Genomic DNA, 14,852 nt, shown 5'->3' on the forward strand with positions numbered 1-14,852 from the left:
AACTAATTGGTCAACCAATTTGTGAAATAAATGTCATTTGGCGCAAATGTCACAACCAATACTCAAGTTTTGGTTGACTGATTGCTGACTTTAAGGAAGCTTTCTGCATTATTGGTTGACCAATATAACCGGTCAGACCGAAACACTTGGGAGGAGAGACCATGACCAAGACGTTTACCACCGCACTGTCTGCGCTGGCACTGGCCGCGTCGGTTGGCGCGACAGGCGCAACCACCTTGAAACTTAACCACAATAACCCGCCAGATCATCCGGTCCACATCTCAATGCAGATTATGGCAGACCGTGTGGCAGAGCTGACCGACGGCGAAATCAAGATCCAAATCTTCCCCAATGCCCAGCTCGGCACTCAACGGGAATCGATGGAACTGGTCCAAAACTGCGCTTTGGAGATGGCACGCTCCAATGCGTCCGAACTCGAAGCATTCGAGGAAAGCTATTCGGCGCTCAATCTGCCTTACATCTTCTCGTCCGAAGAGCATTTCAACACGGTGATCACCGGCGACATCGGCCAGGATATCCTGAATTCTTCTGTCGATCAGGGTTTTCGCGGGGTCGCGTTCTATACCGAGGGTGCGCGTTCCTTTTATGCGCAAAAGCCGATCATGTCCCCGGCAGACTTGCAGGGCGTAAAAGTGCGTGTTCAGCCAAGCCCCTCTGCCATTCGCATGGTCGAACTTTTGGGCGGCAACCCGACACCGATTTCCTGGGGTGAGCTTTATAGCGCGCTGCAGCAGGGCGTTGTGGATGCGGCAGAAAACAACCCAACCGCACTGACCACCGCACGCCATGGCGAAGTAGTCAGCGATTTTTCCTTGGATGAGCACACTATGATCCCCTCGGTTGTTGTGATCTCCAACTGCGCATGGGACGGTATGACTGCCGAACAGCAAAAGGCCCTGCAAACTGCTGCACTCGACTCCATGGCCGCGCACCGCAAGGCGTGGAACGCAGCCTCCGACGCGGCGATTGAGGAAGCGAAAACCACGCTGAACGTCAATGTCCACATGGTCGACAAAGCGCCTTTCGCTGAGGCTGTCTTGCCAATGCATGAGGAAGTGGCGGCGAAATCCGAGCACCTTGCCGATCTGATCGATCGCATCAAAGCAGCCCAATAAGCGACAGGCACAGGCATCATGCTCGAACGTTCCGAACTCGCAGATAACGCGCTGCAAGCTTTGCATGACGAGGATTACGACCGTCCTTTCAATACGCAAAACCTCAACGCCGATACGCTGATATTCACCCGAGGCCGCCAAGGGCAGTCTTTGGATGGGGATTGGAACTTCTGCGTCGACCTTCTGGACACCGGACTGCGGCAAAAATGGTTCGCCATGACGCCAGAAACTCCAGCGGATCGAGTCGAACCTTGGGATTATGACCCCTACATGGGCGACACGGTGCCTGTGCCCTCCTGCTGGCAGATGCAAAAAGAGAAGTGGTACTTTTTTGAGGGCTCTGCCTGGTATACGCGTCCGTTGACGCACACCCCGACACCGGAGCGGCGGCAGGTGCTACGCATCGGTGCTGCGCAATATGATTGTAAAGTATTTTTAAATGGCGCGTTTCTCGGTAACCACTACGGGGGCTCAACACCATTCTGCGTGGAATTGACCGAGGCCCTGAAGCCGGGACAAAATTGGCTGATGCTCTGCGTCAACAACACCCGCACGCTGGACCGTGTTCCGATGCGGAACACCGATTGGTTCAACTATGGCGGCGTCTACCGAGAGGTAACGCTGTATGATCTCCCGTCCGTTGTGATCCGCGATCTGTTTGTTCGCCTTGAGGGGAATGCAATCCGCGTATCGGCTGAGGTCGATGGCGAGTGCGCGTCAGCTCAGCTTTTGATTCCCGAGTTGGGTATCGATGTGGAGTTGCCCTTGATCGCAGGAAAAGGTGATTTGACTCTTCCCGCCTCACCCGAATTGTGGTCGCCGGACAACCCTAAGCTCTATGACGTTTCTCTGACTGCAGGTGAGGATCAGGTACGCGACCGGGTCGGGTTTCGCAGCATCTCTCGCGAGGGAACCGAAATCCTGTTGAACGGAACACCCCTCTTCCTGAGAGGCATTTCCGTGCATGAAGACGATGCAACGCAAGGAAAGGTCACCAGCGAGACCGACATCCGCCGCCGGTTTGCTCACGCCAAAGAACTGGGATGTAACTTCCTGCGCCTTGCCCATTACCCACATCACGAAAGAGCATCCGAAATTGCTGATGAAATGGGTTTGATGCTCTGGGAGGAGGTTCCGGTCTATTGGGCGATCGACTTTGCCAACCCCGCAACTCGGCGGGATGCTGAGAACCAGTTGCGCGAACTCATTCGCCGCGATCGAAACCGCGCTAGCGTGATCATCTGGTCGGTGGGCAACGAAAATCCTGACACCGATGCACGGCTTGATTTCATGCGCGGACTCGCAGATCTGGCCAAGACCGAGGACCCAACCCGCCTGACATCTGCCGCCTGTCTGGTGAACCATACAAAGCTAAAGATTGAAGACCGGCTTGCCGAATATATCGATATCATTGGCTTGAACGAATATTATGGCTGGTACGAAGAGAACTTTGACGAACTAAATGAGATTGGACGCAATTCTGCGCCTGACCGCCCGGTGGTCATCTCTGAAACCGGCGCGGACGGCGACAGCACTGAACAGGGGCCAGAACGCGGACTGTTCAGTCTCGCCTATCAGGATGAGGTCTATGCCAAACAGATCGCTACACTTCGCACGCTGGACTATGTGAAAGGCATGTCGCCTTGGATCCTCTATGATTTTCGAGTGGAACGACGACAGGGAATCTTTCAGCGCGGCTGGAACCGCAAGGGACTGATCGCAGGTGATAAGGCGACCAAAAAACCTGCATTCCATCGGTTGGCCGCCTATTATGCCGAACGCGCGGCAGTTGAGCACCAACCACCATTCGCTCCCGAGGAGACAGCATGACCCAATACCGGCGCTATCAGGACGTGGCACAGGCCTTGCGGGGTGTGATCCGGGAAGAAGGGTTTGCCGTCGGCGATCGCCTGCCCCCGGAACGGCAGCTCTCAGAACGGCTTTCAGTGTCGCGATCGTTGGTACGTGAGGCATTGATCATGCTGGAAATTGATGGGCTGGTCGAGGTTCGCAAGGGCTCTGGCATCTATCTGGCCACACCCTCTGCAACAAAGGCCCCGCCGGAGCGTGACGATATCGGCCCATTTGAATTGCTGCAGGCACGTCAGCTTCTAGAAAGCTCCATTGCCGCCTTTGCCGCCGAGATGGTCACGAAGAACGACATCACACGGATGCGCGAAGCGCTGGAAATGGAGCGCGCCGATATTGAGGCCGGCAGCACGGATCACTCCGGCGACGAGCTTTTTCACCGGCTGATTGCTGAGGCAACACAGAATTCGGTACTGGTGGACATGGTCGATGAGTTATGGCGCAAACGGGACCAGAGCCCGATGTGGGCCAAATTGCACGACCGTATCTTTGATGCGGGGTATCGCCAGAACTGGCTTGACGACCACCAACAGATTTTGACCGCTTTGCGCACCAAAGATCGTGACGGTGCGCGCGCTGCCATGTGGCAACACCTTGCCCATGTTCGAGAAACGTTGATGGAACTGTCTGATGTCGATGACCCAGCCTTTGATGGGTACCTCTTTCAATCTATTTCCGCGCCAACCTGAGGTCGGAGACAGCCAAAACGCCTTCGACAAGTCGGCGTTCCCTAATGATAAGAACACGAGGATCGCATGATCGAAACCTGGCGCTGGTTCGGCCCGAATGACCCCGTAACACTGACCGACATTCGTCAGGCCGGGGCTACTGGCGTTGTAACGGCACTGCACTCTCTCCCCAATGGTACCGTATGGCCAGTCGAGGAGATTGTCGCACGCCGTGACATGATCACCGCTGCCGGCCTCAACTGGGATGTAGTCGAAAGCGTGCCCGTTCACGAAGACATCAAACGCGCAGCACCAGGGTGGGAAGAAAAGGCGGACGCGTGGGCACAATCTATACGCAACCTCGCAGCCTGTGGCATTAAAACTGTGTGCTATAATTTCATGCCGCTGTTGGATTGGACCCGAACAGACCTGACGCACCCCCTTTCTGATGGTGCGCTGTGCCTACGGTACGACGCAGTGGATGCGGCAGTGTTTGATATTCATATACTCACCCGGGTCGGCGCTGATGCAGAACATAGGCCGGAGATCGTACAACGCGCAACTGAGCGCTTTACCAAGATGACAGAAACGGAATGCGAGGCACTAACGCAGACCATCCTCGCCGGACTACCCGGGGCTGAAGAGAGCTTTGACATCAATAGCTTCCGATCACATCTTGCTCTTTACAACGATATTGATGCGACCAAACTGCGGGCTAACCTGGCCGCCTTCCTTCAACGTGTAGTGCCTGTGGCGGAAGAGGTGGGCGTCAGGTTGGGGATCCATCCAGACGACCCCCCCTTCCCCATTTTTGGCCTACCACGTGTAGTTTCTACCGCGGAGGATTTGGACCACATCATCCAGGTTTACGAAAGCCCCTCAAACGGCCTGACGTTTTGTACCGGATCGCTGGGCGTGCGTGCGGACAATAATCTACCGGCCATGCTGACGCGCTTCGGGAAGCATGTAAATTTTCTCCACCTGCGCGCCACACAGCGCGAGGAGGATGGTATCAGTTTTCACGAAGCCCCTCATCTGCTCGGCAACGTCGATATGGTCGCAGTATGTAAGGCCGCGCTGGCCGCAGAGGCCGTAGGGGATCGCGAGCTACCATTCCGGCCAGACCACGGCCATATGCTCGCCCATGATCAACGCGTCAGTAGTACTCCGGGCTATCCCTACATTGGGCGCTTGCGTGGCCTGGCAGAATTGAGGGGAGTACTCCACACGCTAGCTTGGCTACAAAAAGACGACTGATCAAGCCCAACATACGCTTAAGAAACCTACCAATCCGACACCGGGTTAAGGGCGGTTTGCCGAGGCCCCGTCCTCTAGTGTAAACCTATCGCATGTGGCGGCTACACGCCCAGAATGGACCTATTTGCAATCTTTCGGGTCTTGAGGCTGTAAATGCCATCGACGGCATCAATGCCTTTTCGATGCGGGTTGGCGCGCTCGACGAGCACCAACTCGCGTTCATCTCGGAGATCCTCGAGGACGAGAACCGCAGACTGGACGCGACGGCCATGCTGACGGTCATGCCGAACTTCGGTTTGTCGGTGTCCTCGATCTTGGGTGAAGACACCCGCTGATTGGGGCTTGTGCCTGCGATCCGGTCGGCGGACTGCAGGTTCTTTGCGCGCTTTAGTTCTTGCTTTACCATCCGGGCCTTATCGGTCGGCATGACTGGGCTCAACTTGCCTGTTTCTTTTTGCTTTGAGAGATTTCTGATATGTCAACAATTCTGATTTTTTCCAGCAACGATGGCAACGGCATCGGTGCCGATAACTTGGCGACCGACGGGGAGGGAGGGAGCAGCGATATCGGCGGGATCACGATCCAGATCGCCAATATCAGTGACGTGCTCGGCACACAGATCTCCTCACTCAACTGGTACAATGACGGCAACTTGTCATCCGGCGATGGGTTCTCCGGAATCACGACAGACTTCGCCTTTGGCGGGGAATGGAAGGGGATGTCCATCCGCAGTGCTGGAGGCGAGGAGTTTCAACTCGAGTCGTTTGACTTCTTTGACTGGGGCACCTTCCCCTACGCGGCATCGACACTCAATATCACTGGCTTTCGGGACAACGTTCAGGTCGCAACCGATACCTTCTCGTCGAACAGCAATAACAATCGGGTCAACGTCGACATCTCTGGGAATACAACCTTCGACGCTGTCGATGAAGTACGGATCACCTTCGATATCGGCACTGGGTATCTATCTCTGAATAACATCACGATTGCCAACGCGGTGCCGCCCAACACGGCGCCATCGCTCGGCGGCACGCCGGCCGACGACACGGCAGTTGAAGACGCCGCCGCGGCTATCGATCTGTCCGCCTACAATATCTCGGATGCCGAGGGGGATGACCCGCTCACGCTGACCCTGGCCGTTGATCGCGGCACGATTGCGTCTGTGGATGGCAACGGAACAGTCGACGGTGTGACCATCGCGAGTTCCAGCACCAGCAACATGACTTTGCAGGGCTCGGCCGCTGCGCTCAACACCTATCTCGACGACACGAGCCACATTACCTTTACGACCGACAGCAACGATACGAGCGCGGCCACACTGACGGTTACCCCCAACGACGGCACGGCCAATGGCACCGCAGATACCGTGACCATTACGATCACGCCGGTGAACGACGACCCTTCCGTCTCTGGTCTGCCTGCTTCGGTGACGGTGGCCGAAGACACACTCAGCAATATTGATCTCTCGGCAGCAAGTATTGGCGACATCGACAGTAGCACCATCACGGTGACACTCTCTGCCAGCGGAGGCAGCTTTGGCGCGCCGAGCGACGGTGCGGGCACCGGCGGTGGCGTGACCGAGACGCTGGTGAATGCGACCACCATCTCGCTGGTGGGATCGCCAGCCGATATCAGCACCTATCTCGATACCGCATCGAACATCCGCTACACACCGCCTTCGAACGCTGTGGGGGCGGGACAAGCGACGATCAGCGTCACCGCGAATGACGGCGACGGCTCGGGTGACGTGGCGCTTGGCACAGTGCAGGTGAATGTGACTGAGGTGAACGATCCGCCTGTGCTGACGGGTCTCGACGCCACGCCGAGCGTGACCGAAGATGGCATCCCCGTGGTGCTCGATGCCGATGTGACCATCTCCGACGAAGAGCTGGACGCGCTCAATGGCGGTAACGGCGACTATGCCGGGGCGACACTTGCGATTGCGCGCAATGGTGGCGCAGATACGTCCGACATCCTGTCGGTGATCACCGGCGGCAACCTCACGGTTGCGGGCGGGCCCAACGGGGGCGGTACGATCAGCGCGAGCGGCAACGTCATCGCAACCATCAGCAACACTGGAAACGGCCAACTTCAGATCACCTTCGCCGACAACGGCACCACGCCGACGACCGCTCTCGTCAACGAATCCTTGCAGGCGATCCGCTACACCAACGGCGCAGACGATCCCGCCACCTCGGTCCAACTCGACTGGGATTTCTCGGACGGGAACGGACATGCTGCGGGCTCGGTCACCGTGTCGCTGACCAACGTCAACGACGCACCAACCCTGACGGCGACCGGCGGCAACCCGACCTTTACCGAGGGCGGCGCGGCCCAGGATCTCTACAACACGGTCTCTGCCGATGCCGTGGAGACCGGAGATCGCATCACGGGCCTGACCCTGACGGTCACCAATCTCGCCGATGGTGCATCCGAGATCCTGTCGATCGATGGATCCGATGTTGCCCTGACGGATGGCAATTCCGTGACCACGGCGACCAACAGCCTGTCGATGTCCGTGAACGTAAGCGGTACCACCGCGACGGTGTCGTTCACCGGGGCGACGCTGAGCGCGGCGCAAGCGCAGACGCTTGTCGACGGCCTCACCTATCGCAACCTGTCCGACAATCCCACGACCGCCGGCAACCGGGTGGTTACGATCACCGGCATCACAGATGATGGTGGAACCGCCAATGGCGGTGCGGCAAGCAATGCACCAAACCTGTCCTCGACGGTCAGCCTCACGGCGGTCAATGATGCGCCGTCATTGGCCAGCGTTTTTGGCGAGACCAGCCAGATTATTGCGGGCGACGGCGCACAGGCGATCAGTGGCCTTGCCAATGCGACCGTGTCGAACGCAGATTCGATCGATTACAACGGCGGCTTTCTAACCATCGCCCAGATAAGCGGCGCGGGTAATGGCAGTTGGGGCGTCGATGGTACGACGGTCACTGCAGGCGGAGATGGCACAATTTTAGTAGGCGAGACACTGCAAGTCAGCGGCGTAACGATCGGGACAATCGATGCGACAGCAGATGGACAGAGTGGCCACGACCTGACGATCAACTTCAACGCCGACTCAAGCTCGGCCCGCATCGAGGCGTTCTTGCAGAACCTGCGCTTCGAGGCACCATCCTCAATCGGTGATCGAGGCTATACGCTCACACTCAACGACGGGGATGGCATTGCCAATGGTGGCGATGCGGATGCCAGCGGCAGTATCACGCTCTCGATCACGCCCAATCCGCCTGTCCTGGGCAACCTCGATGGCGACAGCGTCAGCGCCACCGAGAACGCCGGTGCGGTCTCGCTGGATATCGGCGCAAACGCAACGGTCACCGACGCCGACTCGCCCAATTTCAACGGAGGCACCCTGAGGGCCTCGGTGACAAACAACGCCGATGCAGCCAGCGACGTTCTAAGCGTCGCCACCAGCGGTGTCGTGGCCCTCGCGGCCATGACGGCAGGCTCGAACGTTTCGGTGTCTGGCACCGTGATCGGCACGCTTGCCAACAACATCGTGGCTGGCAACGACTTCGTCGTGACCCTGAACGCGGATGCCACGCCGGCGCGGGTGCAGAGCATCGTTCAGGCACTGAGCTTTGAAGCGACAGGCGAGGCGCCGACAGCTGGCACACGGACCGTAAGCGTCACCCTCTCCGACGGTTCCGGATCTGGAAACGCCCATGTCAATGTGGCGGTCACAGCGCTCAACGATGCGCCGCAAATCACGGGCCTGGTGAGCGATGTCTCGTTTACCGAGGACACCCCGGCCAATCTCGATCTCTCCGCGCTCACGCTCTCTGATGTCGACACAACGGGTAGCCTGACCCTGACACTAACCGCCAGTGCCGGCACGCTGGCGGCGACAAGTGGCGGCGGTGTGACGGTTGGCGGGAGCGCAACAGGCACATTGATCCTCGCGGGCACCATCGTGGATATAGACACGTTCCTAAACAGCGCCACCCATGTTCATTACAGCCCGGCCGCGAATGCCGCCGGCAATGATGCAGCCACGATCTCACTGAGCATCAACGATACCGGCACCAGCACGGATCTCGGGACGGTGAATGTGGACATCACGCCGGTGAATGACGCGCCGACCAACCCGGCAACCGCCGATATTCAGCAAGCCTTCGACACGCCGCATACCTTCACTGTGGGGGATTTCGGCTTTGCCGACGTGGACGGCGATACGCTTCAAAGCGTGCGGATCGACACGCTGCCGGGTGCTGGCGTTCTGAGCCTGAACGCCAGCCCGGTCAGTGCAACAGACGTCATTACGATCGGTGACATCATCGGCGGCAATATCGTGTTCACGGCCGCCTCCGGCGCATCGGGCGATGATTACGCCATCTTCACCTACAGCGTGAACGATGGCACCACGTTCTCTGCTGCCCCGGGCACCATCACGATCGACGTCGCCGCAGCGCCGCCTGCAGGCGGCGGTGGCCAGCCGGCCGAGCCGGAACCAGACCTGGTTGACGGGGTCCCTGTTGAGCGGACCACGACAACCGAGAACAGCCTCAGTGTCGAGAAGATCGTCATCACACCCGTCTCGGACACACGCGAGGACACGGATGCGGCCACATCGTTGGCCGATATTCCGCTGCATTTCGACAGCGACGGACAAGCCGTGACCACTGTCAGCGTGCCAACGGGCGTTGGATTCACGGCACGGGCAAATGAGACCGCCACGATCCAGACCAGCTTCCGGGATGGGTTGTACTTGCTGCGCGATTCCGCGCCAGAATCCGACTGGTTCTCGATGATCAACGGGCTCGATCAATGGCTGAACGGAGTAAGCGCGGGTTGGCTCAACCAGGTCACGCTCACCACGAACACAACCTCGGCACCCTCTGAGCCGATCCGGATTACCGGACGGGAAGGCGACAGCACTGAGGTTATGGTGATTGACGGCTCGCAATTGCCTGTAGGCGCTGTGCTCGATCTCGACAATATCGAGTTTGCGATCATCGTCGGCGATGTCACCGTGCGCAGCGGTGCTGGCACAAACGTCGTCTATGCTGGGAGCGGCGCTCAGAACATCGTGCTTGGCGCAGATGATGACCACCTGAACGGCGGCGATGGAGATGACACGATCGGATCGGAAGGTGGTGATGATCGCCTGTTTGGCGATGCGGGCAACGACACGCTCTTCGGCGGCCCAGGTGCAAACGTTATGCACGGCGGCTTGGGTATGGATACCATCATCTACGCGGCAAACCGAGATCGCTTCGAGATCAGCATCGAGAAGGGCCAAGTGATCGTGACGTCGCTCGATGGCCCGAGCCTGCAGGATACGATCATTAACGCGGAGCTTATCCGGTTCACGGATACGGATCTTTCAATCGATGCGTCCTCGAGCGCCTTCTCAGAAAGCGATCTGACGATTGCCACGCTCTTCACGACGGTTCTCGGCCGCCAGGCCGATCTGGCCGGCTACCAGTTCTGGACGAACGTGGCCGACACGAAGCTCGATCTCGCCTCCATAGCGATGTTCATGCTGCGCTCGGAGGAAAACACGCAAACCGAAGGTCAGGCCTTCGATACGCTCAGCCTTGAGGCGCAGATCGACCGCCTCTATCAGGAGATCCTTGGCCGCGCGCCGGATGATGCGGGCGCCGCGTTCTGGAACGCGGCTGCCGAGGCCGGCTTTGCCATCGACGACATCGCTGGCGCCTTTGTCGACGCGCCCGAGTTCGTGGGTCTGGCGCTGCAGCCGACCGAGCTCGATTTCTTGATCTGAGCCATCTGGGCCGCTCTATCTGTACGCAAACCCGTCAAGCCTGATGGGTTTGTGTACAGAGGGAAACCATTGATGAATAAGGAAGCTACCTTCTGCGTTGCGAACGATTGGGGGATGAAGGGTTTGGACAGGCCACGCTGCAAGATTTGATTCTTGGGCGAAACGCAGCGTCGGGCCACTCGACTCGGTTCGACAGACAATCCGCACCGCTAACTTTCGCGCGCCAAACATGCTGCAGTATGCATGAACGGCTGGTTCCGTGAAACTGCACCGCAGTATCATGGATCTCCGGTGAACGGCGGCTCTGGGCCGGATGTGTCGTGAAGGGCGACCACAGTTTGCAGTTCTGCAGCGTCCGCTTCCTGCGCATTGCGGCTTTTCGTGTGTTCCCCAGCGAATGCCCGCTTCCCGCCGTCACTTCGGCAAGTCTCTGGTGCTGCGACTGCACAGATCATGTCCGCTTTGGGCTGGCTGCTGTAATCGACTTCGGTGCCAACCCACCCAAATATGCAAAATCGATCGCCGCAATGCCGCATGGCAGCTTCGAGGCCAGAGTGACGGATGTTGCGCTCTACACTAACGACAGCTAGGGGCAGAAAGTGACCTTTGCAAAGTTGGAATTCGGCAGGCATGCTACATAAGTGAACGGCCCAGACCGGACGTTCGTGCAAAGCGCAACTTATGGCCGGTGCCGTACCAAAGCCGACTTTCGAGCCTTGGTTTATCGCTAGGGTGCAGCTTCACCGAAGCGGCCTTACATACAGGTGTTTTCCATGAATAAGACCAAACGTGAAATCCAGAAGATCTGCCAGTGAGAAGAGGGAGAGTTGAAGTGTATGACCTACACCGGTAGAGGCCATATTCAGCTTTCCTTCCCGGAGGGGTCCATCATCGCCTCATCCACACCATCAGACTGTCACGCGCACATCAAGCTCCGTGCCGATATTCGCAAACTTCGCCGATAAAGGACGCCTGCATGAAGCCCGTTATCCTGCCCTCACAAATGACCGCACACCAACGCAGAGAGGCTTGGTATGGTGAAGAAATCCCCCACGCTCGTTACTTGCGTGACTATGATTTCCCACTGAAGAAAGCTCTACTTTTTTGCTTGAGCGAACTCGAAGGGATTCTGGGGGCAGAAGCGATCGCCCCCCAAATCGCTGCCATTATTCCGGGAAACCAACCAACGGATTGGGATTGGAGATCGCTACCTTTCGATAGCAGTGTGTCGCCGAGTAAGAGCGGGTGGGACTGCGCCAAACGTCTTGATGACGCAGGACTATATGGGCTTTTGGGTGTGCGACCTGCGAATGTCCCGTTTGAAGCCCGAAAGAGCTGGGTTGCGAAACTCCCCCTAGAACTAGACGACTGGCGGCAAAACGTGCGACTGGGCAAAGATGCAAACAACATATCATTGCTTATTGATTTGGCCCTGTCTCGGCACGCGATGGACACTGGACTCAGTCTTGCCTCCATAACCGACGAGGACTTGGACGAAGAGGGTGAGGTGAGCGTTCCCGCTCTAGCAGTCTTTGGCGGCGTTTCCGAAGGACGAATTCGTAACGTACTGAGCAGCGGGGAAAGCTGCCTTGTCCGAAAATCCGGTCAGGCTGTCACGGCGAGCAGTGCCAAGGAGTGGCTTGCAGGACGCAAAGAGTTTTACCAGTCCATTTGGGATTTGCCCGAAGGCGAGAAACCCGAACCAAAAGCTCGGAATTTTTCAGGTGAGGTTCTCTTTGTTCCGGTGGCTTCGGACGGCAGCACGTTTAACCCAGAGCTGGAACGCAAAGGCAAATATACGGTCGGAGCAAAGGGGCAAGAAATCCAGTTTGATCAATTCCAAGATGCCCTCAACGCCCTTCAAAAGATGTCAACGCCCCGCTGGCGCCGCCCGAATGCGGCAGGCAACTGGTGCATCGTCTCCGGCCGCGACTGGAAGCGGATCGAAAAGAAGTGAGAGCAGACATGAGCATTCCCTCCGCTACCGAGATTCTCGACCTCCTGATGAAAGCGAAGCCGCGACCCACCTCGGAAGCCTCGCGCGATGCCCGCGGTATCTACGGTCTGTTCACCTTCCGCTACATTGGCTCGACGTCGTCTGCGGCAGAGACCTTCTACAAGCGCATCCACCAGCGTCACTGCACAGGGTCGTAAAGCTCCAGCTACTATTTCTCGGCGATGTACAACACCGGGCGCATGTGGCGCCTGCGCAATGATCCGGCAACGAAGACCGACGGCGACATCGCCAAGGCCATGCGCAACGCGTTCATCGCGCGCCATTGCAGCTGTACCTGGGTGACGCTTCCAGACGATGCCGATATTTCCGGGTTAGAGGCGAAGGTAATCGCCCTCGTGCCGTCCGAGATGGTGGCCTGGAACCGGCGGGGCATGCACGTCTACGACGGGCCTGCCGAGCTGGTTGACGCTTTGCTCAAAGAGTTGCGGCTGTCGCCTGTCGAGCGCGCTGCGATTGCCCGCCAGCAAGTACGGCAGATGGCCGCTCAGGCTCTGCCTGACACCGCGCCTGTGCTTGATGATGTCCGTGTTGCTTATCCGCGACACCCTCAATTCACTTCTATTGCTTCCAGTGCAACGCAAGCAGCCCCGCGGATGCGAGGTTTAGGTTTTTGTAATCATGTATTTGATTTGGTTGCGGGAGTAGGATTTGAACCTACGACCTTCAGGTTATGAGCCTGACGAGCTACCTGGCTGCTCCATCCCGCGTTGTTTGTTTTGTTTTTTTGTTTAGAGAGGATTTATTTGGGTTCTTATTAGGTTTGGCGGTGCCCTACTCTCCCACACCTTAAGATGCAGTACCATCGGCGCAACAGCGCTTAACTTCCGGGTTCGGGAAGGGACCGGGTGTTTCGCTTGTGCTTTGGCCACCAAACCGAATAAGAACCCAACTGAGTTTTTGCTCAGGGTATCAACGTATTGATCATCCTTTTTTTCAGGAGATCAACGTGTTGACCCTTTGATTAGGGTCAACGAGTTGTCCAAGTTTTGTTTTTGCTTTTTGGTTTTTGGCTGTCTTTTACTGGATCAGATCAAGCCAATCGGGCGATTAGTACCGGTCAACTGAACGCATTGCTGCGCTTACATCTCCGGCCTATTGACGTGGTGGTCTTCCACGGCCCTCAGGGATACCTTGTTTTGAGGGGGGCTTCCCGCTTAGATGCCTTCAGCGGTTATCCTTTCCGATCATAGCTACCCTGCACTACCGTTGGCACGATAACAGGTCCACCAGTGGATCGTTCACCCCGGTCCTCTCGTACTAGGGGCAACTCCTCTCAAGTATCCTACACCCACGGCAGATAGGGACCGAACTGTCTCACGACGTTCTAAACCCAGCTCACGTACCTCTTTAAACGGCGAACAGCCGTACCCTTGGGACCTGCTCCAGCCCCAGGATGAGATGAGCCGACATCGAGGTGCCAAACACTGCCGTCGATATGGACTCTTGGGCAGTATCAGCCTGTTATCCCCGGCGTACCTTTTATCCGTTGAGCGATGGCCCTTCCACTCGGGACCACCGGATCACTATGGCCGACTTTCGTCTCTGCTCGACTTGTCAGTCTCGCAGTCAGGCAGGCTTTTGCCATTGCACTCAACGAGCGATTTCCGACCGCTCTGAGCCCACCTTCGCGCGCCTCCGTTACGCTTTAGGAGGCGACCGCCCCAGTCAAACTACCCGCCACGCAGGGTCCCGGATCCCGGTAAGGGACCGCGGTTAGACATCAAGAGTGCGAAGGGTGGTATCTCAAGGATGGCTCCACAGGAACTAGCGTTCCTGCTTCGATGCCTACCACCTATCCTGCACATCACAATCCTGATGCCAGTGCGAAGCTGTAGTAAAGGTGCACGGGGTCTTTCCGTCTAACCGCGGGAAGCCTGCATCTTGACAGGCAATTCAATTTCGCTGAGTCGATGTTGGAGACAGCGGGGAAGTCGTTACGCCATTCGTGCAGGTCGGAACTTACCCGACAAGGAATTTCGCTACCTTAGGACCGTTATAGTTACGGCCGCCGTTTACCTGGGCTTCAATTCGGAGCTCTCACCCCTCCTTTTAACCTTCAGGCACCGGGCAGGCGTCAGACCCTATACGTCGTCTTGCGACTTCGCAGAGCCCTGTGTTTTTAATAAACAGTCGCCACCCCCTGGTTTGTGCCCCCG

At 57.5% G+C, this 14,852-nt stretch carries 8 protein-coding genes, 1 tRNA gene and 2 rRNA genes (1 of these 11 only partly in view); 8 read left to right on the top strand and 3 right to left on the bottom strand.

The window, feature by feature from the left end:
- The first annotated feature begins 161 nt into the window (after positions 1-161).
- The 8 genes from ACZ1HH_RS19065 (at position 162) to ACZ1HH_RS19100 (ending at position 12,833) form a co-directional block, all read left to right on the top strand.
- Positions 162-1,136: a TRAP transporter substrate-binding protein gene (locus ACZ1HH_RS19065; RefSeq protein WP_416369476.1), complete on the top strand. Its 975-nt coding sequence runs from the start codon at positions 162-164 to the stop codon at positions 1,134-1,136.
- Positions 1,137-1,154: 18 nt separating this feature from the next.
- Complete coding sequence (locus tag ACZ1HH_RS19070) at positions 1,155-2,966, top strand: glycoside hydrolase family 2 protein (RefSeq protein ID WP_011536647.1); 1,812 nt, start codon at positions 1,155-1,157, stop codon at positions 2,964-2,966.
- The gene (locus tag ACZ1HH_RS19075) at positions 2,963-3,694 is read left to right on the top strand and encodes an FCD domain-containing protein (protein ID WP_011536648.1); all 732 of its coding nucleotides are present in this window, start codon (positions 2,963-2,965) and stop codon (positions 3,692-3,694) included. Before ACZ1HH_RS19070 ends, ACZ1HH_RS19075 begins: the two co-directional genes overlap by 4 nt.
- 66 nt (positions 3,695-3,760) lie before the next feature.
- Complete coding sequence (gene uxuA / locus ACZ1HH_RS19080) at positions 3,761-4,930, top strand: mannonate dehydratase (RefSeq protein WP_487320532.1); 1,170 nt, start codon at positions 3,761-3,763, stop codon at positions 4,928-4,930.
- A 92-nt stretch (positions 4,931-5,022) separates the two neighbouring features.
- Positions 5,023-5,265, top strand: coding sequence for a hypothetical protein (locus tag ACZ1HH_RS19085; protein ID WP_472635041.1), 243 nt, complete (start codon positions 5,023-5,025; stop codon positions 5,263-5,265).
- 140 nt (positions 5,266-5,405) lie between these two features.
- Positions 5,406-10,679: a DUF4214 domain-containing protein gene (locus tag ACZ1HH_RS19090; RefSeq protein ID WP_472635042.1), complete on the top strand. Its 5,274-nt coding sequence runs from the start codon at positions 5,406-5,408 to the stop codon at positions 10,677-10,679.
- A 976-nt stretch (positions 10,680-11,655) separates the two neighbouring features.
- Positions 11,656-12,636 carry a hypothetical protein gene (locus tag ACZ1HH_RS19095; protein WP_472635044.1) on the top strand — a complete coding sequence of 327 codons (981 nt, stop codon included), beginning with the start codon at positions 11,656-11,658 and terminating at the stop codon, positions 12,634-12,636.
- A gap of 8 nt (positions 12,637-12,644) precedes the next feature.
- Positions 12,645-12,833 carry a hypothetical protein gene (locus tag ACZ1HH_RS19100; RefSeq protein WP_472635045.1) on the top strand — a complete coding sequence of 63 codons (189 nt, stop codon included), beginning with the start codon at positions 12,645-12,647 and terminating at the stop codon, positions 12,831-12,833.
- A 493-nt stretch (positions 12,834-13,326) separates the two neighbouring features.
- On the opposite strand, the gene ACZ1HH_RS19105 is transcribed toward ACZ1HH_RS19100, so the two are convergent.
- The 3 genes from ACZ1HH_RS19105 to ACZ1HH_RS19115 form a co-directional block, all read right to left on the bottom strand.
- Positions 13,327-13,403, bottom strand: a tRNA-Met gene (locus tag ACZ1HH_RS19105).
- Positions 13,404-13,454: 51 nt separating this feature from the next.
- Positions 13,455-13,569, bottom strand: a 5S ribosomal RNA gene (gene rrf / locus ACZ1HH_RS19110).
- A 153-nt stretch (positions 13,570-13,722) separates the two neighbouring features.
- A 23S ribosomal RNA gene (locus ACZ1HH_RS19115) occupies positions 13,723-14,852 on the bottom strand (it continues 1,703 nt past the right edge of the window).

This window comes from Epibacterium sp. HA2-3 (genome assembly GCF_055693725.2).

Bases quoted from the DNA above. Each gene is read 5' to 3' on its own strand.
- ACZ1HH_RS19095 (WP_472635044.1), top strand. From the start codon at position 11,656: ATGAAGCCCGTTATCCTGCCCTCACAAATGACCGCACACCAACGCAGA.
- ACZ1HH_RS19090 (WP_472635042.1), top strand. From the start codon at position 5,406: ATGTCAACAATTCTGATTTTTTCCAGCAACGATGGCAACGGCATCGGT.
- ACZ1HH_RS19070 (WP_011536647.1), top strand. From the start codon at position 1,155: ATGCTCGAACGTTCCGAACTCGCAGATAACGCGCTGCAAGCTTTGCAT.
- ACZ1HH_RS19100 (WP_472635045.1), top strand. From the start codon at position 12,645: ATGAGCATTCCCTCCGCTACCGAGATTCTCGACCTCCTGATGAAAGCG.
- ACZ1HH_RS19085 (WP_472635041.1), top strand. From the start codon at position 5,023: ATGTGGCGGCTACACGCCCAGAATGGACCTATTTGCAATCTTTCGGGT.
- uxuA (WP_487320532.1), top strand. From the start codon at position 3,761: ATGATCGAAACCTGGCGCTGGTTCGGCCCGAATGACCCCGTAACACTG.
- ACZ1HH_RS19075 (WP_011536648.1), top strand. From the start codon at position 2,963: ATGACCCAATACCGGCGCTATCAGGACGTGGCACAGGCCTTGCGGGGT.
- ACZ1HH_RS19065 (WP_416369476.1), top strand. From the start codon at position 162: ATGACCAAGACGTTTACCACCGCACTGTCTGCGCTGGCACTGGCCGCG.